The sequence below is a fragment of the Streptomyces sp. HD genome, assembly GCF_028369295.1.
GTDB lineage: Bacteria > Actinomycetota > Actinomycetes > Streptomycetales > Streptomycetaceae > Streptomyces.
Map to the genome: position 1 here is coordinate 126,385 of NZ_JAQMYP010000024.1, position 20,049 is coordinate 146,433.

Here is a 20,049-nt window from a genome sequence, read left to right on the forward strand (position 1 = left end):
GGCCAGCCTAGCGATCGGTCCCGAGTGCCAACAGGCCACGTGAGGGGGACCTTTGCGGAGGCGTCTCCACCGCCCTCCGGCGAAAGGTCTCAGGCGTCGGGGGGCGCGGCGCCCACCAGCCACATCGAGAAGAACTGGGACCCACCGCCGTAGGCATGTCCCAGCACCTTCCGGGCCCGCTCGACCTGGTGTTCCCCGGCCTGTCCGCGCACCTGAAGGGCCGCCTCCGCGAAACGGATCATGCCGGAGGCCCCGATGGGGTTGGTGGACAGGACGCCGCCGGACATGTTCACCGGCAGGTCACCGTCGAGTTCCGTCACCCCGGACTCGGTGAGCTTCCAGCCCTCGCCCTCGGCGGCGAAGCCGAGGTTCTCCAGCCACATGGGCTCGTACCAGGAGAACGGCACATACATCTCGACGGCGTCGATGTCCCGGCGCGGGTCGGCGATCCCGGCCTGCCGGTACACATCCGCCGCACAGTCCTTGCCGGCCTGCGGCGACACGGCGTCCTTGCCCGCGAAGAGGGTGGGCTCGCTGCGCATGGCGCCGCCGAGCATCCAGGCGGGCGGCCTGGGCGCACGAGCGGCTCCGGCCCGGTCGGTGAGGATCATCGCGCAGGCGCCGTCGGAGGAGGGGCAGGTCTCCGAGTAGCGGATCGGGTCCCACAGCATCGGCGAGGCCTGGACCTTCTCCAGGGTGATGTCGTGCTCATGCAGATGGGCGTAGGGGTTCTTCAGCGCGTTGCGCCGGTCCTTGTACGCCACCAGGGAGCCGACCGTGTCGGGTGCGCCGCTGCGCCGCATGTACGCGCGCACGTGCGGCGCGAAGAAGCCGCCCGCGCCGGCCAGCAGGGGCTGCTGGAAGGGGATCGGCAGGGACAGTCCCCACATGGCGTTGGACTCGGACTGCTTCTCGAAGGCCAGCGTCAGCACGGTGCCGTGCACACGGGCCGCGACCAGGTTGGCGGCGACCAGGGCCGTGGATCCGCCGACCGACCCGGCCGTGTGCACCCGGAGCATGGGCTTGCCGACCGCGCCGAGGGCGTCGGCGAGGTACAGCTCCGGCATCATCACGCCCTCGAAGAAGTCGGGCGCCTTGCCGATGACCACGGCGTCGACGTCCGCCCACGTCAACTCGGCGTCGTCGAGGGCCCGCCCAGCGGCCTCCCGGACGAGCCCGGCGATCGACACGTCCCGGCGCGCCGCGACGTGCTTGGTCTGACCGACGCCCACGACGGCCACGGGCTCCTTGCTCATCGCGGATCCCCTTCGAGTACGGCGACCAGGTTCTGTTGGAGGCAGGGGCCGGACGTGGCGTGTGCGAGGGCGCGGTCGGATTCGCCCCGGTGGACCCGGGCCGCGGCCTCGCCGATGCGGATGAGCCCGGCGGCCATGACAGGGTTCGCGGCGAGCGCCCCGCCGGACGGGTTGACGCGTACGCCGCCGTCGAGCTTGAGCGCCTTGCGCAGCACGACCTCCTGCGCGGTGAAGGGCGCATGCAACTCGGCGGTGTCGACGGGCCGTTCGAACGCGCCCGCCTTCTCCGCGGCGAGGCGCGCCGAGGGCGAGTCGGTCAGGTCGCGCACCCCGAGACTGTGAGCCTCGATGCGGTGATCGATGCCGCGGATCCAGGCGGGCCGGTCGCACAGCTCGCGGGCCCGCTCCCCCGCCGCGAGGATCACGGCGGCGGCTCCGTCGCCGATGGGCGGGCAGTCACCGGTACGCAGCGGTCGTACGACGTACTCGCCCTGCGGAACCGAACCCCGCAGCTGGGCATGGGAGTTGTCGGTGGCGTCCGCGCGGCTGCGGGCGGCCACCGCGGCGAGGGCGGGTTCGTCCGTGTCGCCGGCGTCGATGAGGGCCTGGGCCTGGAGGGCGGCCAGGGCTATGGAGTCCGGCCACAGAGGGGCGACGTAGTAGGGGTCGAGCTGGCGGGTGAGGACGTCGCGCAGGGGGCCGGGTGAGGACTTGCCGTAGGAGTAGACGAGCGCGGTGTCGGCGTCCCCGGTCAAGAGCTTGGTCCACGCCTCGTACAGCGCCCACGCGCCGTCCATCTCGACGTGCGACTCGGAGATCGGCGGCCAGGCGCCTACGCCGTCGAGGGCGAGGGTGAAGGAGAAGGCGCGGCCGGCGAGGTAGTCGCTGGAGCCGGAGCAGGTGAAGCCGATGTCGGCGGTCTTCAGGCCGGTCTGCGCCAGTACCTCGTGCAGCACGGGCATGAGCATCTCCACCTCGGAGTGCTCCTCGCTGGTGCGCCGGTGGTCGGTCTGTGCGAAGGCGACTACGGCGATCTCGCGGTTCACAGCAGCTCCCGGTAGGTGTCGTAGTCCGCGTCGGGCTCGCCCGTGGGCCGGTAGTGGTCGGGGTAGCGGGCACCCTCCGTCCACACCGGTTCGACCCGCAGACCCATGCGCACCTGGTCGTAGGGGATCCCGCCGATCCGCCCGTGCAGGGCGAGGCCGGCGCCGTCGAGGGCGATGTGGGCGTAGACGTAGGGCACTTCGATGTCGAGATTCGCCGTATGAGCAGCCTTGATGTTGACGATGCAGAACGTGGTGACTGTGCCGTGGGGCCCTACTTCGACCTGTTCCGATGTGGCGAGGCCACATGTGGGGCACGCACCCCTCGGCGGGACGTACACCTTGCGGCAGGACGGGCATCGCTCGCCGACGTTGCGGTGTTCGGCCAGCGCGTTGATGTAGGCGGTCTGGGCGCGGCCGGGCGAGTAGGTGTAGTCGAGGCGGGCCGGGGCGACGATGCCGGTGACCGGATCCTCGAACTCGCCGGTGCGAACAGCCGGTTCGGCCTCACCGGTGCGAAGCGCTGGCTCGGCCGTTCCGCCGACCTCGCGGCCGTTTCCGCTCGGGCTGTCGTCGTACGGCTCGAAGCAGGCGATGTCGGTGATCGCGCCGACGCGTTCCCCCGCCCAGCGGATCCGGACCCGCATGCCGGTGCGCACGGCGTCGGGGCCGGGGGCGTCGAGGGCGTGCAGAAGGGCGGTGTCGGCGCCGTCTAGGCGGACCAGGACCCAGGCGAAGGGCGTGTCGAGGGGCTGGTCGCGGCGCGGGGCGTGGTTCCAGGCCCAGGTGGTGACCGTGCCGGTGGGGGCGACCTCGACCAGGTCGCGGATCTCCTCGGCGGTGACGGGGTCGTACTCGACGGGTGGGACGAGGGTGCGGCCGTCTCCGGTGCGCACTCCGAGGACGACGCGTTCGCGCAGGCCGGTGAGGAAGGCGCTCTGGACGGGGCCGAGGGAGCGGGTGAAGGGGAACTCGACGACCAGGGGGGCTTTGAGAACGTCCGGCACGATGGCTCCCTCGTCAGGCTCGCTTGTAGTCGGGTGACCGCTTCTCCGCGAAGGCGCGGGCGCCTTCCTTCGCGTCGGCGGTGTCGAAGATCGGCCAGCCGCGCTTCAGTTCGGCGGCGAGACCGTCGGTCTCGGTCATCTCGGCGGTCTCGTACACGGACGCCTTCACGGCCTCCACGGCGAGCGGTCCGCAGGCGTTGACCAGGTCGGCGATCTCCAGGGCCTTGTCGAGGGCCGTGCCGTCGGGGACGACATGGCCGATCAGACCGATGTCGGCCGCCTCGCGAGCGCTGTAGGGACGGCCGGTGAGCAGCATCTCCAGGGCGTGGGTGCGCGGGATCTGGCGTTGCAGGCGGACCGTGGAGCCGCCGATCGGGAACAGACCCCGCTTGACCTCGAAGAGCCCGAAGGTGGCCGACTCGCCGGCGACCCGGATGTCCGTGCCCTGGAGCATCTCGGTGCCGCCCGCCACGCAATGCCCCTCGACGGCCGCGATCACCGGCTTGCGAGGGCGATGGTGGCGCAGCATCGCCTTCCAGTGCAGGTCGGGATCGGCCTTGAGCCGGTCGCGGTACTGCTGACCCGTCATGCCGTTGCCGGCGAGGGCCTTGAGGTCCATGCCCGCGCAGAAGCAGCCCCCCGCTCCGGTGAACACGATCGAGCGGACCGAGTCGTCGGCGTCGGCCTCGACCCAGCCGTCGTAGAGACCCACCAGCATCGGCAACGAGAGCGCGTTCTTCGCCTCGGGCCTGTTGAGCGTGAGCACCAGTGTGGCGCCCTCGCGCCGCATCGTGAGGTGTTCCGTCCCACCCATGAGCCGTCTCCCCTCTGACAGAACGAGAACAGGTTGCAGTAGGCGGCAGAGCACTTCAAGGGTTTTCTGACAGACAGTCAGATTCTTTTGCGCGGAGGCTTCACAGTTGTGCCGCCCTTTGCTCTGATGACCGGCGAACCGTCGGAGAGCCAGGCCCTGTCGAGGTCCAGGAGGAGCGGTGGAGTACAACCTTGCCGACCTGTTCGAGTCGGTCGTCGACGCGGTTCCCGACCGCGAGGCGCTCGTGTACGTCGACCACCCGGGCACGGGTGCGGAGCGCCGCCTGACGTACGCGGAGCTGGACGCGGCCGCCAACCGGATCGGCCACCATCTGATCGACAGCGGGATACGTCCCGGCGAGCACCTCGGGCTCCACCTCTACAACGGCGTCGAGTATGTGCAGACGGTGCTGGGCTGCCTGAAGGCGCGGATCGTTCCGGTCAACGTCAACTACCGCTACGTGGAAGAGGAGTTGGTGTACCTCTACCAGGACGCCGATCTGGTGGCCCTGGTCTTCGACGCCGAGTTCACGGACCGGGTGGCGGCGGCGCTGCCTCGGGTGGACGGGCTGCGGCATCTGGTGCGAAAGGGCGACCCGGCGCCGGGTGCGGCCGATGCACCGGTCCGGGCGTCCGTGCCCGCCGTCGCCTTCGCGGACGCCGAGGCCGCCGGGTCGCCCGAGCGCGGGTTCCCGGCACGGTCCGGGGACGACCAGTTCATCATCTACACCGGCGGCACCACCGGGATGCCCAAGGGTGTGATGTGGCGTCAGGAGGACCTGTTCTTCTCGGGGCTGGGTGGCGGAGCGCCGACCGGTGAGCCGGTACAGAAGCCGGAGGAACTCGCCGAGCGGGTGGCGGCGGGCGGTGACGGGATCACCTTCTTCCCCACCGCCCCGCTGATGCACGGGACGTCCACACTGACCGCCTTCATCGGCTTCAACTTCGGCCAGCGTGTGGTGATCCACCGCAAGTACGTGCCGGAGGAGGTCCTGCGGACGATCGAGAAGGAGAAGGTCACCAGTATGTCGCTGGTCGGCGACGCGATGCTGCGGCCGCTGGTCGACGCGCTCAGCGGGCCCATGAAGGGTACGGACTGCTCGTCGATGTTCAGCGTGTCGTCGTCCGGCGCGATCATGTCCGACACGGTGCGCCGGCAGTTCCAGGAGCTGGTCCCCAACGTGCTGCTGCTCAACAACTTCGGCTCCTCGGAGTCCGGCTTCAACGGCACCGCGACCGAGGACTCCGGCCCGGAGCGCGGCTTCCGTATCCGCGTCAACTCCCGTACGCAGGTGGTCGATCCGGCCACCCACGAGCCGGTCGCGGTGGGCGAGGTGGGCCGGGTGGCGCAGTGCGGACATGTGCCGCTCGGCTACTACAACGACCCGGGGAAAACCGCCGAGACCTTCTTCGAGAAGGACGGCGAGCGATGGGTGCTGCTCGGCGACATGGCCACGGTCGACGAGGAGGGCGTCGTCACCGTGCTGGGCCGTGGCTCGCAGTGCATCAACACCGGGGGCGAAAAGGTGTACCCCGAGGAGGTCGAGCAGGCTCTCAAGTCCCATCCCGATGTGTACGACGCGCTGGTGGCCGGGGTGCCGGACGCCAGGTGGGGAAACCATGTGGCGGCCGTGGTGCAGTTGCGGACGGGTGCGGTGCGCCCTTCGCTGGCGGACATCCAGACGCACTGCCGCTCCCATCTCGCCGGCTACAAGATCCCGCGCCAGCTGGTGATCACCGAGTCCATTCGGCGCTCGCCCAGCGGCAAGGCGGACTACCGGTGGGCGCGTGAGGTGGCGGTGGCGGCGGACGGATGAATTCCGGACAGGTCCGATTGAACCTAAGGTGACGTGCGGACGTACTCGTGGTGGCAGGCCCGGTCTTCGGGCGCTGTTCGCCATGCCATCGCAAGACCGCACGGGAGGTCCTCCGGGTGTCACAGGAGGCGGCAGAGGAAGTAACGCACGAGACGGAAGAAGCGGGGACGAAGGAAGCGGGCGGGGCGGGCGGGGCAGCCGCCGCGGCCGGGACGGCTGCCGCGGCCGGGACGGCTGCCAAGGCGGCTGCATCGGCCAAGACGGCCGAGGTGGCCGAATCGACCGAGACGGCCGAGGCGGCCAAGACGGCTGTGGCGGCCAAGACGGCTAGGGCGAGTGAGAGAGGCGACGCCTCCGACGCAGCCGAGACGGCACAGGCGGTCGGGTCGGCCGAAGCCGTCGAAGCCGTCGAGGCGGACGAAGCGGCCACGGCGAGCGATGAGGCTGAGGCAGGCGAGGCGGGCAAAGCGCGCGATGACGCCGACGCAGGCCAGGCGGCCAACGCCATCGATGAGGACAAGGCGGGCCAGGCGGTCGAAGCAGACGGCGAGGCTGAGTCGAGCGAGGCCACCAAGGCAGGCGATGACGCTGAGCCGAGCGACGAAGCCAAGGCGAGCCTCTCCGCGGAGCCGTCCGGCTCCCCCTCCCCCGGCTGGTTCGGCTGGCGGCGTCGCTACCCCCGTACGGCTCGCGGCGTCAGTGTGGGGACGACGGTCCTGGCCGGCGCGCTTCTGCTCTTCGCGCTCCTCGTGCCGAACCGTCTCGAACGGCTCGACGCCGAGGCGTTCTTCCGCCTCCCTGCCGAGGGGATCCTGCTCGCGGGCCTGCTGCTGGCGCTGCCGACGCGGTCCCGGCGGCTGATGGCGGTGGTGTCGGGCGCGCTGCTCGGCCTGCTCACCGTGCTGAAGTTCGTCGACATGGGCTTCTACCAGGTCCTGGCCCGCCCGTTCGACCTGGTCCTGGACTGGATCCTGCTCGACGACGCGGCGGAGTTCGTCCGGGAGTCGTTCGGGCGTACCGGTCAGGTGCTCGCGGTGGTCGGGGTGATCGTCCTGCTCGTCGCCGTGCTCGTGCTGATGACGCTCGCGATGGTGCGGGTCACGAACCTCATGGTCCGGCACCGGCCCGTCGCCGCCCGTACGACGCTGATCCTCGGTACCGCGTGGATCACCTGTATGACCCTGAGCATCCAGATCGCCGGCGTCCCGCTCGCCACCAAGGGCAACGCCGAGTTCCTCAACAACCGTGTCGAGCAGGTGCGCGCGGGCCTGAAGGACGGGCGGGTCTTCCAGAAGCAGGCGGCCGTGGACGCCTTCGCCAAGACGCCGCCGGACCAGTTGCTGACGGGGCTGCGCGGCAAGGACGTGCTGTTCACGTTCATCGAGAGCTACGGCCGGGTCGCGATCGACGACCCGGCGATGGCGCCGCAGATCGACGCGACGCTCAAGGAGGGGACGAACTCCCTCAAGGCGGCCGGGTTCCAGTCACGCAGCGCCTGGCTGCGGTCGCCGGTGACGGGGGCGGGCAGTTGGCTGGCCCACTCCACCTTCCTCTCCGGCCTCTGGATCAAGAACCAGCAGCGGTACCGAAGTCTGACCACCAGCGACCGCGCGACGCTGAACAGCTACTTCCGCAAGACCGGCGCCTGGCGCACGGTCGGTGTCGTGCCCGGCGTGCGGCGGGCCTGGCCCGAGGGCAAGTTCTTCGCTCTCGACCACATCTACGACTCCGAGCACCTCGGCTACCAGGGCCCGTACTTCAGCTGGACGCCCGTGCCCGACCAGTTCAGTCTGGAGGCCTTCCAGCGGCTGGAGCACGGCAAGAAGGACCGCGAGCCGATCATGGCGGAGATCATCCTGGCCTCCAGCCACAACCCCTGGTCGCCCATCGCCCGCATGGTCGACTGGGACGACCTCGGTGACGGCTCGGTCTTCCATCAGATCAAGAAGGAGGGCACCGACCCCAAGGAGGTCTGGAAGGACCCCGAGCGCGTGCGCACCGAGTACCGCCGTGCCATCGAGTACTCGATCCACAGCCTCACCGAATGGGTCCAGCGCTACGGCACCGACGACACGGTCCTCGTCTTCCTCGGCGACCACCAGCCCGTCCCGACGGTCACCGCCGGCAGCACGAGCAAGGACGTCCCCGTCACGATCGTCGCACGTGACCAGAAGGTCCTGGACCGGATCGCCGACTGGCACTGGACGGACGGCCTCAAGCCCGCCCAGAACGCCCCGACCTGGGGCATGGACAGCTTCCGGGACCGGTTCATGACGGCGTACGGGCCTCAGGCGCCCTGAGCACGCACGCGCTGCGCCGTCCGGGCATCGTCGATCGGCGATGCCCGGACGGCGTTGATGCGCAGGGCGTAATGCGTACGGCGTAACAGGACGCGACGGTGCGCGGAAGGCGTCCCTACGGTCACAGTGACGGTCGTCGAGACCTCAGGACCGAAAGGGATCGTCCGTGAAGAGACGCATGCCCGCGCTGTGCGCGACCGCGCTCACCCTTCTCGTCACCGCCGGCCCGGCGGCCCCCATGGCCCACGCGGCCCTCGCCCGCACCGATCTGGACTGCAGGGACTTCGCCTTCCAGGAGGACGCGCAGGCGGAGTTCAACCGCGACCCCCGCGACCCGCACCGTCTGGACCAGGACCAGGGCGTGGACGACGGCATCGCCTGCGAGATCCTGCCCCGGCGCGGTGTGACGGTGCCGTCGCCGGTCCCCACACTCTCGCCGCTCCCCACGCAGGGAGTACGGGGCGGCCTGGGCGGTATCACGGGACCGGCGGACTTCGAGGTGGCCCTGGGAGCGGGTCTGGCCGTCGGTGCGCTGGGGCTCACCGCCGGTTATGTGCGGTACCGGCGCCGGGTCGACCGCTGAGGCACCCGTAGGCCCACGCGGCCGCGCCGACGCGGCCACAACACCCACCCGGTCGCGCACCCTCGCCCGCGCCCACCGCCCCGTGCTGCCCTCACACCACCAGAAACGCCTCGACGGCCGCCAGGAAGTCCTCGGGCCGGGTCTCATGGACCAGATGCCCGGCGTCGATCGTCACCACCCGGGCGTCGGGGACGAGGCCGGCGAGTAGGGCGATCTGGTCCTGCGGGATGAGACTGGTGGGCCCACCCCCGATCAGCAGCGTCGGCATGGTGATCCGCCCCATGTGGTCCCACCACACAGCATCGGGGGCGTTGCGCTCCATGTCGGTCGCCAACACCATCGCCCAGTCGAACGGCAGCTCACCGTCGGGCCGTTCGGCGGGCGGCCGGGGCGGGTCGAGCGGGATCGGGGCCGGTACGTCCTCCAGGACCAGCCGTCGTACGACCTCCGGCGACTGCTGCGCCAGGAGGTAGGCCACCGCACCGCCCAATGAATGGCCGACGACATCGACCCGGTCGAGTCCGAGGGCGGTGAGGAAGGCGCGTATGTCGTCGCGCATCACCTCGTACCGGTAGACCTCCGGCCCCGCGCCCGGATCCGTGCCCGGCCAGTCGCTGCGCCCGTGCCCCCGCAGATCGGGGGCGTACACCCGGCGTGGCCGCGAACCCGTGGCCAGCCCTTCCGCGATCCGCGCCCAGTCCGCGCCATCCGCGCCGCGGCAGTGCAGCAGGAGGACGGGCGGCGCGTCCTCGGGGCCCCAGGTGCGGTAGGCCAGGGTGATGCCGTTCGCCTGTACAGTGCGTGCTTCTCTGTCCACAACGGCAAAGTACCCGGACGGTGTTGGGCAAGGCAGTGACCAAGTCGGCGTCGGCCGCGTAGTGGTGCTTGCCGCTCCGGCCGGAGCCGGGTATGCCCGATCCACCCACGCATGCCCGGCCCCCGCCCCCGCCCCCCATCCGCGCCCCGTCCTCCCGTCAGGGCCGTCCGACCACGTCCTGCCCCTCCACCGCATCGTGCGCCGCGTCCTCCAGCGGATCGACCTCGCCGTCGCCCCCGCCACTTGCCGGGGTCAGAGACGCCCGCCTGCCCAGACGCTCCGTCAGACGGGTCGCCACGGGCTCCGTGTAACGGGCTGTCAGCGGGCCGAGGATCACCAGGATCAGCACATAGGCGGTGGCCAGCGGACCCAGCGACGGTTCGATGCCGGCGGTGACGGCGAGCCCGGCGATGACGATGGAGAACTCGCCGCGGGCGACCAGGGTGCCGCCCGCGCGCCAGCGGCCCTTGGCGGAGATTCCGGCGCGTCTGGCGGCCCAGTAGCCGGTGGCGATCTTCGTGAGCGCGGTGACGGCGGCCAGGGCGAGGGCGGGCAGGAGTACCGGCGGGATGCTCGCGGGGTCGGTGTGCAGCCCGAAGAAGACGAAGAACACCGCGGCGAACAGGTCGCGCAGCGGCGCCAGCAGGTTGTGCGCGCCCTCGGCCACCTCGCCGGACAGGGCGATGCCCACCAGGAACGCGCCGACGGCGGCGGAGACCTGGAGCTGCTGGGCCAGCCCGGCCACGACCAGGGTGAGGCCCAGCACGACGAGCAGCAGCTTCTCCGGGTCGTCGCTGGACACGAACCGCGAGATGTGGCGGCCGTAGCGCACGGCGAGCAGCAGGACGAGTCCGGCGACGCCGAGTGCGATGGCGAGGGTGACGCTGCCCGCGGCGAGACCGGCGCCGGCGAGCAGGGCGGTGACGATCGGCAGGTAGACGGCCATGGAGAGGTCTTCGAGGACCAGGATGCTGAGCACGACCGGGGTCTCGCGGTTGCCGAGCCGGCCGAGGTCTCCGAGGACCTTGGCGATGACGCCGGAGGACGAGATCCAGGTGACGCCCGCCAGCACGACGGCGGCGACCGGACCCCAGCCGAGCAGCAGGGCCATACAGGCGCCCGGCAGCGCGTTCAGCGCGGCGTCGACGAGTCCGGCCGGGTACTGGGTCTTGAGGTTGGAGACGAGATCGCTGGCCGTGTACTCAAGGCCGAGCATGAGCAGCAGCAGGATCACGCCGATCTCGGCGCCGATGGCGACGAACTCCTCGCTGGTGCCCAGGGGAAGCAGCCCGCCCTCGCCGAAGGCGAGCCCGGCCAGGAGGTACAGGGGTATCGGTGAGAACTGGAAGCGAGCGGCGAACCGGCCCAGCAGGCCGAGGCCGAGGATGATCGCGCCGAACTCGATGAGGAAGACCGCGGAGTTGTGCATCGCGGCTCACTCCCGTCCGAGTATCTCGGCGGCAGCCTCCACGCCCTCGCGCGTGCCGATGACGATCAGGGTGTCGCCGCCGGCCAGCCGGAAGTCGGGCGCCGGGGAGGGGATGGCCTCGGCGCGGCGCAGCACGGCCACGATGGACACGCCGGTCTCGGTGCGCATCCGCGTCTCGCCCAGCAGCCGTCCGTTCCAGTGCGACGTGGCGGACAGTTCGATCCGCTCGGCGACGAGGCCCAGTTCGGTGGTGGACAGCAGGTTGGGACTGTGGTGGGCCGGCATCAGCGCGTCGATCAGCGTGGCCGCCTCGCCGGAAGTGAGGCGTACCGACAGCGCGCACGCGTCCGGATCGTCCTTGCGGTAGGCGCTCAGTGCCCGGGATCCGTCCCGGTGCGCGACCACCGACAGCCGGCGCTGTTCGCGGGTGGTGAGGTCGTAGCGGACCCCGATGCCGGGCAAGGGTGTGCTGCTCAGGCGTGGTGCGCCCACGGTTGTCCCCATGTCTCGTTCAGGTGTCTGGTGCGGCGTTCTTTGCCAAAACCTTAACGAGCGTCCAGGACTCCGGACGAAGGTGGCCCGCTCCCGCCGGTCCAGGAAAGTGCGGCCCGCCCTCTTGCCCGATCAAGCACCTCCTGGATTACTGATCCCGAACAACTGGACCGAATGATCGGTCGCCCGGATTGACGCGGTTGGTGAGGGAGAAGCCCCCATGGCGGACACGACGGAGCTGCTGGACTCGGGGGAACGGCTCGACCCGGAGGCGCTGCGGGCGGTGCAGCTGGAGCGGCTGCGGAAGTCGCTGCGGCACGCGTACGACAACGTGCCGTTCTACCGCCAGTCCTTCGACAAGGCCGGAGTACGGCCCGACGACTGCCGTTCGCTCGCCGATCTGGCCCGCTTCCCGTTCACCACCAAGGCCGACCTGCGCGAGAACTACCCGTACGGGATGTTCGCCGTACCCCAGGACCGTATCCGCCGCATCCACGCCTCCAGCGGCACCACCGGCCGCCCCACGGTCGTCGGCTACACCGAGGGCGACCTCTCCCTGTGGTCCGACATGGTGGCCCGGTCGATTCGCGCGGCGGGCGGGCGGCCCGGGGACAAGGTCCATGTGGCGTACGGCTATGGGCTGTTCACCGGTGGGCTCGGCGCACACTATGGGGCCGAACGACTGGGCTGTACGGTCATCCCCGCGTCCGGCGGGATGACGGCCCGCCAGGTCCAGCTGATCCAGGACCTCAGGCCCGACGTCATCATGGTGACGCCGTCGTACATGCTCACCCTCCTGGACGAGTTCGAGCGGCAGGGCGTCGATCCGCGCGGTACGTCCCTGCGCGTCGGCATTTTCGGGGCCGAGCCCTGGACGGAGCAGATGCGCCGGGAGATCGAGGAGCGGTTCGCCATCGACGCCGTCGACATATACGGGCTGTCCGAGGTGATCGGGCCGGGGGTGGCGCAGGAGTGTGTGGAGACCAAGGACGGGCTCCATGTGTGGGAGGACCACTTCTTTCCCGAGATCGTGGACCCGATCGGCGGTGAGGTGCTGCCCGACGGCGAGGAGGGAGAGCTGGTCTTCACCTCGCTGACCAAGGAGGCGATGCCGATCGTCCGGTACCGGACCCGGGACCTGACACGGCTGCTGCCGGGCACGGCGCGGGTGTTCCGGCGGATGGAGAAGGTGACGGGCCGCAGTGACGACATGGTGATCCTGCGCGGGGTGAATCTCTTCCCGACCCAGATCGAGGAGATCGTGCTACGCACACCGGGCGTCGCACCCCACTTCCAGCTCCGGCTCACCCGGGAGGGCCGGCTCGATGCGCTCACCGTGCGGGCGGAGGCCCGCCGTGACGCGGCGCCGGAGACCCGGGACGCCGCCGCGCGGGCCATCGCTGCGGCGGTGAAGGACGGCATCGGAGTGTCGGTCACCGTGGAGATCGTCGAGCCGGAGTCACTGGAGCGCTCCGTCGGCAAGATCCGGCGCATCGTGGACCTCAGGCCCCGTTAGCCGCCGGCGAACCGGTCCCGCAGCTCCCGCTTGAGGATCTTTCCGCTGGCGTTGCGCGGCAGCTCGTCCACGAACACCACCCGCTTCGGAGCCTTGAAGTGGGCGAGCTTCTCGCGGGCGTGGTCGATCAGTTCGGTCTCGGTCACCTCGCCGCGCGGCACGACGACGGCGGTGACGGCCTCGATCCAGCGCTCGTCGGGCAGGCCGATCACGGCGGCCTCGGCCACGCCCTCGTGCGTGTACAGCGCGTCCTCCACCTGCCGTGAGGCGACCAGTACGCCACCGGAGTTGATGACGTCCTTCACCCGGTCGACGATGGTGAAGTAGCCGTGCGCGTCGCGCACCGCGAGGTCACCGGAGCGGAACCAGCCGTCCCGGAAGGCCTCGGCGGTCTCCTCCGGCTTGTCCCAGTAGCCCTCGCACAGCTGCGGGGAGCGGTAGACGATCTCGCCGGAGGTTCCGTCGGGCACGTCCTCGCCGTGCTCGTCGACCACACGGGCGTCGACGAAGAGCACGGTACGCCCGCAGGAGTCCATCCGGCCCTTGTGCTCGTCCGGGGCCAGCACCATGGCCAGCGGACCGATCTCGCTCTGGCCGAAGCAGTTGTAGAAGGCCAGCTTCGGCCATCGCTCACGCAGCCGCTCCAGTACCGGCACCGGCATGATCGATGCGCCGTAGTAGGCCTTGCGCAGTCCGTCGAGGTCACGGGTCGCGAAGTCGGGGCGACCCGCGAGGCCGATCCACACCGTGGGCGGGGCGAACAGGCTGTCCACGCCGCCCGTCTCGATCAGGTCGAAGAGCCGGTCGCCGTCGGGTGCGTCGAGGATCGTGTTGGTGGCGCCGGCCGCGAGATACGGCAGCAGGAACACATGCATCTGCGCCGAGTGGTACAGCGGCAGCGAGTGCGCGGGGCGGTCGCCCGCACTCAGGTCCAGGGCCGTGATCGCGCTCAGGTACTCGTGGACCAGGGCGCGGTGGGTCATCATCGCGCCCTTGGGCAGGGCCGTGGTGCCCGAGGTGTAGAGCAGCTGCACCAGGTCCTCGCTGCGCGCCTCCGGGCCGTCGTAGGCAGGCGCGGTCGCCTGTCGCGCCAGCAGCGAGTCGTCGGCGTCGCGCAGGGGCAGCGTACGGACGCCGTCCGGGAGGCGGTCCGCCAGGTCCGGGTCGGTGAGGACCAGGGAGCTGCCGGACTGGCCGACGAGATACGCGAGGTCGTCGCCGGTGAGGTTCTGGTTGACCGGGACATGGACGAGGCCCGCGCGGGCGCAGGCGAGGAAGGCGATCAGATAGGCGTCCGAGTTGTGGCCGTAGGCGCCGACCCGGTCGCCGGGGGTGAGGCCCTGGCCTAGCAGGACGCTCGCCACGCGCGAGACGGCCTGGTCGAGTTCCTCGTACGTCCAGGAGCGGTCGCGGTAGTCGACCGCGACGCGCGCGGGGGTGCGCCGGGCGCTGCGTCGCAGCACCCCGTCAACCGTGCTGCCGTGTCCAGGCGTCATGTCACATGATCCTCGGTGCGTCGCACGGACAGGTCAAGCACGACGCGCAACACCGCGCCGGGGACACATACCCGTTGGTACGTTCAACGGCTCCTTCCCTCAATGACGTTGGGAGGCACGATGCGCACCCGCCCCAGACGGCTCCTCGTCGCGGCCGTCGCCCTGCTCACCGCCACCGCCGCACTGCCCGCGGCCGCGGCCGAGCGGCAGGATCGGCAAGATCGGCAAGAACAGCTCTCGCACGGCGGCATGTCCGCCGTCGTCCGCTACACCGAGTACGGCATTCCGCACATCGTCGCCGGGGACTACAAGTCCCTCGGTTTCGGCACCGGTTGGGCGCAGGCCGCCGACCAGGTGTGCACGCTCGCCGACGGGTTCGTCACCGTGCGCGGCGAGCGTGCACGCTTCTTCGGGCCGGACGCGGCGACCGACTTCTCACTCTCCTCGGCCGCCACGAACCTCTCCAGCGACCTGTACTTCCGAGGCGTACGTCGGGCACGCACGGTGCAGAAGCTGCTCGCCGAACCGGCGCCGCGCGGCCCGAGCCGTCAGGTCAAGGACCTCATAGGGGGCTTCGCAGCCGGGTACAACGCCTGGCTGAAGCAGAACCCGATCACCGACCCCGCCTGCAAGGGCGCCGCCTGGGTCCGGTCGGTCACCGCGCTGGACGTGGCCGCCCGCTTCTACGCCATCGCCGTGCTCGGCGGTCAGGGCGGCGCCGTGGACGACATCACGTCCGCCCAGCCGCCCACCGGATCCGCCGCCCGCGCCAAGGGCACGGCGGGCACGGCCACCGGCCCGGACGCCGAGGCGCTGATCCGGGCCGTGCGGGAGCGCACCGCCGAGTCGGCGGACATGGGCTCGAACGCGGTCGCCTTCCGCGGCGACACCACCGCCGACGGGCGTGGTCTGCTGCTCGGCAATCCGCACTACCCGTGGCATGGCGGACGTCGCTTCTGGCAGGCGCAGCAGACGATTCCCGGCGAGCTGAACGTCGCCGGCGCGTCGCTGCTCGGATCGCCGACGATCTCCATCGGTTACAACGCCCATATGGCGTGGAGCCACACCGTGTCGACCGGTGTCCCGTTCAATCTGCACCGCCTGACGCTGGATCCCGCCGACCCCACCGTCTATGTGGTGGACGGCAAGCGGCACCGGATGACCAAGCGGACCGTGACCGTCGCGGTCAAGGACGGCGCACCGGTGACCCGCACCCAGTGGTGGACCCGGTACGGCCCGGTCGTCGCCTCCACCGACAGCGAGCTCCCGCTGCCCTGGACCTCGACGACGGCGTACGCGCTCAATGATCCGAACGCGTCCAACATGCGCTTCGCGGACACCTCGCTCGACTTCGGCAAGGCGCGCGGCACGGCCGACGTCCTCGCCTCCCTCACCCGGCACCAGGGGCTCCCCTGGGTGAACACCATCGCCGCGGACTCCTCGGGGCACTCCCTCTACACCCAGTCGCAGGTACTGCCCCGGATCACGAACGACCTCGCGGCGCGGTGCTCGACCGACCTCGGCAAGGCCACCTACCCGGCGGCAGGTCTGGCGGTCCTCGACGGCTCCCGCGGCGACTGCGCGCCCGGCAGCGACGGCGACGCCGTACAGTCCGGGATCTTCGGGCCCGCACGGATGCCGACGCTGAGGGACGCGCCGTACGCGGAGAACTCCAACGACAGCGCCTGGCTGGCCAACGCCGACCGACCGCTCACCGGGTACGAGCGGGTCTTCGGCAACATCGGCACGCAGCGCTCGATGCGCACGCGGGGCGCGATCGCGGACGTGGCGGCGATGGCGGAACGGGGCGGACTGACCGTACGGGACCTGGAGCGGCAGCAGTTCGTGAACCGGGTGCCCGCGGGTGACCTGGCCGCGGCCGACGTGGCGAAGGCGTGCGCGGCGCTGCCGGGCGGGACGGCGACAGGCAGTGACGGCAAGGCCGTTGACGTCACCGAGGCCTGTCCGGTGCTGGCGGCGTGGGACCGCACGGCCGACGCCGGCAGCCGGGGTGCCCTGCTCTTCGACCGGTTCTGGCGGAAGCTGTCGGCGAAGGTGCCGTCCGCCCAGCGGTGGAAGGTGCCGTTCTCGGCGGCGGACCCGGTGCGCACCCCGAACACCCTCAACACCGATGCCCCCGGCTTCGCCACGGCCCTCGCGGACGCGGTCGCGGAGCTCCGGGCGGCCGGCATCGCGCTCGACTCCCGCCTCGGCGAGCACCAGGTCGTCGTACGGAACGGGCAGCGCATCCCGGTCCCCGGTGGCGCAGAGGGGCTGGGCGTGTGGAACAAGGTCGAGCCGGTGTGGGACCAGGCGCGTGGCGGCTATTCGGAGGTGACGACGGGCTCCAGCCACATCCAGGCCGTGGGCTGGGACGGCAGCCGCTGCCCGGTGGCCCGTACGCTGCTGACGTATTCACAGTCCTCGAACCCGAATTCGCCCCACTTCAGCGATCAGACCCGGTTGTTCTCCGGTGAGAAGTGGGTGACCGCACGCTTCTGCGAGAAGGACATCCTGGCGTCGCCCGCGTTGAAGATCGTGCACGTACGCGAACGCTGAATCGGTGTGGTCCCGTCCCCCATGGGGCGGGACCACATGGGTTGAGGCCACATGGGTTGAGGCCACATGGGTTGAGGCCACATGGGGCGGGACCACTCTGGAGTGGCTCCTGAGCGACGAGTGAGCACCGCGGTCCATGCATGATGCATCAACGACCGTTCCCGAATGCTTCCTGCGCTTCTTTTGCTTCCCCGATGCTCCCGTGCGCCCCTCTGGAGAAAGGTTTCGGGAAACCCGACACCGCCCGGACTGGGCAGGACTTGTCACAAGTGTCAAGTCCGTGGCACGTTCACCGATTTCGCGTGCCGCGTTTGAGCGGGAGGTTTCTCATGAGCCGTGCCGTACCTGAACAGGAACGGGCATGGAGGACTGGTACTGCTCCAGGCATATTCCCACTGCTCGGTCACGGTATCGCGTTGTTCCGGCGGCCGCTGGAGTTTCTCAATTCTTTGCCCGCGCACGGGGACCTGGTCGAAATTCGGCTCGGCCCCCAGCGCGCCTGGATGGTGTGCCATCCGGAACTGGTCCACCGGATGCTCAAGGACACGCGCACCTTCGACAAGGGAGGCACGCAGTACGACAGGCTGCGGCTGCTGATGGGCGACGGGGTGGTGACGTGCCGTCACGCCGAGCATCGGCGGCAGCGCAGACTGCTGCAACCCGACTTCCGCCCCTCCCGCGTGGCCGATCACACGGAGTGGATGGGTGAGGAGGCCGAGGCTGTGTGCCGTGACTGGCGGCCCGGGCAGCGGGTCGACGTCAGCGCGGCCACGATGGCGTTCACGACCGGGGTCGTCAGCCGCGTCCTCTTCTCCGACTCGATGGACGCCGCGACGTCCACCGAGGTGCGGCACAGTCTCGCCGCGATCGTCCGCGGCCTGTTCGTGCGCACGGTCGTGCCGGTCGAGGCCCTGTTCCGGGTGCCCACACCCGCGAACCGGCGTTACCGGCGCGCGGTCGACAGTGTGCACGCCATCATCGACGCGGCCATCGCCGAGCGCCGCCAGGGCACTCCCCGGGACGACCTGCTGGGGACGCTGCTGGCGGCCACGCGTGACGACGGCTCGGCAGGCGCGATCACCGAACAGGAGGTCCACGACCACCTCGTCTCACTCCTGCTCACCGGCTCCGAGAGCCCTTCCATGGCCCTGGCCTCCGCCTTCAGTCTGCTGGCGGAGCATCCGGAGACGGAGCGCCGCCTGCACGCCGAGGTGGACGCGGTGCTCGCCGGAGGGCGGCGCCCCGGTCCCGAGGATCTGCCGCGACTCGTCCACACCCGAGCCGTCGTCATGGAGACGCTGCGCCACTCACCGCCCGGCTGGCTCTTCACCCGCGTCACCACCCGGGAAACGGAGTTCGCCGGTTGCCGTCTCCCTCAAGGGGCGACCGTCCTGTACAGCCCCTACCTGATGCACCACGATCCCGCGTCGTTCCCCGATCCGGACCGGTTCGACCCGGATCGCTGGCTCCCGGACCGGGCCGCCGACGAACAGTACGGTGCGACGATCCCGTTCGCCGCGGGCAGTCGCAAGTGCATCGGCGACGTGCTCTCCATGGCGGAGATGACCGTGGCCCTCGCCACCGTCGCCGGCCGCTGGCGCCTGCGGCATCTGCCCGGCCCCGTCGAACAGCCGCGTCCCGGCGCGACGTTGGGGCCGAGGTCACTGGTGATGATCTGCGAGCAGCGCAAGCACGTGCCGGTCGGCACCTCGCCCCGCGCGCAGTCTCTCGCCCCTTCGACAACCACCGCACCCCCCACCACAGCACCCCGCACGCACACATCCCGAATGGCAGGTGACAACGGTGTGGACGACGCATGAGGAAGTCGCGTTCGCCGCTCAGGGCGGAACTGCGACTTCCAATCTCAAGGAACTGATCGACGCCCATCTCTACATGCCTTTCCCGTTCCTCACCAATCCCCATACGTCCGACGCGGCCGCGGGTGTGGACATCTGGTTACGCCGGTGGGGACTGACCGACGAAGTGGGTGTGGCGACGATGATCGCCTTCACCCGGCCGGCCGAACTCGCGTCCTACAACAGCCCGACCGTGGACCTGGACATTCTCCAGATCGTGTCCAATCAGATCGCCTATCAATTCGTCTTCGACGACAGGGCGGAGGAAATCGGGCGACGGTCACCGGAGCGACTGCTCCCGATGCTGTGCGAGAGCATCGCCATCCTGCGCGACGGCGCCGCACCCACCACGGTGCTGGGCGCGGCGCTGGGCGATCTCCACCGGCAGGTCCAGGAGCGGTGCACACCCGCACAGGCCGCGCGCTGGGCGTGGAAGAGCCGCGAATACGTGCACGGCCTGCTGTACGAGGCCGTGGCCCAGGCCCACCCCCTCCCCCCGCGGATGGGGCTGAGCACGTCGATCCGTTCGCTCACGGCGGGCGTCGAGCCCTTCTACCCGCTGGCCGAAGCGGCACAGCCGTGCGAGCTGGCGCCCGAGGAACTCCACCACCCCGTCATGGAGCGCCTGGGCCGGCTGTCGGCCGACGCGGCGGTGTGGATACCGGACCTGTTCTCCGCGGTGAAGGAGCAGCGGGCGGGCGGAGTGATCAATCTGGCCCTCGCCCACCAGCGGGCCCTGCGCTGCTCCCTGCCGATGGCGGTCATGCTGGCCATACGGCAGATCAACAGCACGATCAGCGAGTTCGAGCGGCTCTACGAGGAGATCAAACCGGAGCTGAGCCCGGCCGGGATCGGCTATGTGGAGGGCATGGCCGGCTGGATCCGAGGCTGTTACTACTGGTCCCGCACCGTGCCGCGCTATGCCGACGCGACGCTGACGTCCGCCGGCGCCCTCAGCTGAGCCGCCGTGGGGGGGGGGGGGGGGGGGGGGGGGGGGGGGGGGGGGGGGGGGGGGGGGGGGGGGGGGGGGGGGGGGGGGGGGGGGGGGGGGGGGGGGGGGGGGGC

15 protein-coding genes are annotated in these 20,049 nt (G+C 70.6%); 7 read left to right on the plus strand and 8 right to left on the minus strand.

Annotated elements, in window-relative coordinates:
• Positions 1-89 precede the first annotated feature (89 nt).
• The 4 genes from POF73_RS23745 to POF73_RS23760 are packed head-to-tail and all read right to left on the minus strand — an operon-like array spanning position 90 to position 4,120.
• A complete protein-coding gene (locus POF73_RS23745; protein WP_272118785.1) occupies positions 90-1,256 on the minus strand; it encodes a thiolase domain-containing protein in 1,167 nt (388 codons plus the stop codon).
• The gene (locus tag POF73_RS23750; RefSeq protein ID WP_272118788.1) at positions 1,253-2,302 is read right to left on the minus strand and encodes a thiolase domain-containing protein; all 1,050 of its coding nucleotides are present in this window, start codon (positions 2,300-2,302) and stop codon (positions 1,253-1,255) included. The genes POF73_RS23745 and POF73_RS23750 overlap by 4 nt, the downstream gene beginning before the upstream one ends.
• Positions 2,299-3,306: a Zn-ribbon domain-containing OB-fold protein gene (locus tag POF73_RS23755; protein WP_272118790.1), complete on the minus strand. Its 1,008-nt coding sequence runs from the start codon at positions 3,304-3,306 to the stop codon at positions 2,299-2,301. The genes POF73_RS23750 and POF73_RS23755 overlap by 4 nt, the downstream gene beginning before the upstream one ends.
• A gap of 13 nt (positions 3,307-3,319) precedes the next feature.
• Positions 3,320-4,120 carry a crotonase/enoyl-CoA hydratase family protein gene (locus POF73_RS23760; RefSeq protein WP_272118792.1) on the minus strand — a complete coding sequence of 267 codons (801 nt, stop codon included), beginning with the start codon at positions 4,118-4,120 and terminating at the stop codon, positions 3,320-3,322.
• Between the two features lie 178 nt (positions 4,121-4,298).
• Between POF73_RS23760 and POF73_RS23765 the strand changes: the two genes are divergently transcribed.
• The 3 genes from POF73_RS23765 to POF73_RS23775 all read left to right on the plus strand — a co-directional run bounded on the left by POF73_RS23765 (position 4,299) and on the right by POF73_RS23775 (position 8,819).
• Positions 4,299-5,936 (plus strand): acyl-CoA synthetase, encoded by a 1,638-nt coding sequence (locus POF73_RS23765; RefSeq protein ID WP_272118794.1) that lies wholly within the window; start codon positions 4,299-4,301, stop codon positions 5,934-5,936.
• A 506-nt stretch (positions 5,937-6,442) separates the two neighbouring features.
• Positions 6,443-8,236: a sulfatase gene (locus POF73_RS23770; RefSeq protein ID WP_443049618.1), complete on the plus strand. Its 1,794-nt coding sequence runs from the start codon at positions 6,443-6,445 to the stop codon at positions 8,234-8,236.
• 166 nt (positions 8,237-8,402) lie between these two features.
• Positions 8,403-8,819 carry a hypothetical protein gene (locus POF73_RS23775; RefSeq protein ID WP_272118799.1) on the plus strand — a complete coding sequence of 139 codons (417 nt, stop codon included), beginning with the start codon at positions 8,403-8,405 and terminating at the stop codon, positions 8,817-8,819.
• A gap of 91 nt (positions 8,820-8,910) precedes the next feature.
• Here POF73_RS23775 and POF73_RS23780 read toward each other — a convergent pair whose 3' ends face one another.
• The 3 genes from POF73_RS23780 to POF73_RS23790 all read right to left on the minus strand — a co-directional run bounded on the left by POF73_RS23780 (position 8,911) and on the right by POF73_RS23790 (position 11,557).
• Entirely contained in the window at positions 8,911-9,636 is a 726-nt protein-coding gene (locus tag POF73_RS23780; protein ID WP_272118801.1) for an alpha/beta fold hydrolase, read from the minus strand.
• Positions 9,637-9,793: 157 nt separating this feature from the next.
• Positions 9,794-11,065 carry a cation:proton antiporter gene (locus tag POF73_RS23785; protein WP_272118802.1) on the minus strand — a complete coding sequence of 424 codons (1,272 nt, stop codon included), beginning with the start codon at positions 11,063-11,065 and terminating at the stop codon, positions 9,794-9,796.
• A 6-nt stretch (positions 11,066-11,071) separates the two neighbouring features.
• Positions 11,072-11,557 (minus strand): cation:proton antiporter regulatory subunit, encoded by a 486-nt coding sequence (locus POF73_RS23790; RefSeq protein ID WP_272118804.1) that lies wholly within the window; start codon positions 11,555-11,557, stop codon positions 11,072-11,074.
• Between the two features lie 220 nt (positions 11,558-11,777).
• On the opposite strand from POF73_RS23790, the gene paaK reads away from it, so the two are divergent.
• A complete protein-coding gene (gene paaK, locus POF73_RS23795) occupies positions 11,778-13,073 on the plus strand; it encodes a phenylacetate--CoA ligase PaaK (RefSeq protein WP_272118806.1) in 1,296 nt (431 codons plus the stop codon).
• Here paaK and POF73_RS23800 read toward each other — a convergent pair.
• Positions 13,070-14,569 (minus strand): acyl-CoA synthetase, encoded by a 1,500-nt coding sequence (locus POF73_RS23800; protein ID WP_272118807.1) that lies wholly within the window; start codon positions 14,567-14,569, stop codon positions 13,070-13,072. The two genes, paaK and POF73_RS23800, sit on opposite strands and share 4 nt — an antisense overlap.
• A 120-nt stretch (positions 14,570-14,689) precedes the next feature.
• Here POF73_RS23800 and POF73_RS23805 point away from each other — a divergent pair, with 120 nt between their 5' ends.
• From POF73_RS23805 to POF73_RS23815, 3 genes are all read left to right on the plus strand, one after another.
• A complete protein-coding gene (locus POF73_RS23805) occupies positions 14,690-17,128 on the plus strand; it encodes a penicillin acylase family protein (protein WP_272118808.1) in 2,439 nt (812 codons plus the stop codon).
• Positions 17,129-17,457: 329 nt separating this feature from the next.
• The gene (locus POF73_RS23810; RefSeq protein WP_272118810.1) at positions 17,458-18,948 is read left to right on the plus strand and encodes a cytochrome P450; all 1,491 of its coding nucleotides are present in this window, start codon (positions 17,458-17,460) and stop codon (positions 18,946-18,948) included.
• The gene (locus POF73_RS23815; RefSeq protein ID WP_272118812.1) at positions 18,932-19,945 is read left to right on the plus strand and encodes a (-)-alpha-amorphene synthase; all 1,014 of its coding nucleotides are present in this window, start codon (positions 18,932-18,934) and stop codon (positions 19,943-19,945) included. Before POF73_RS23810 ends, POF73_RS23815 begins: the two co-directional genes overlap by 17 nt.
• The last annotated feature ends 104 nt before the right edge of the window (positions 19,946-20,049 follow it).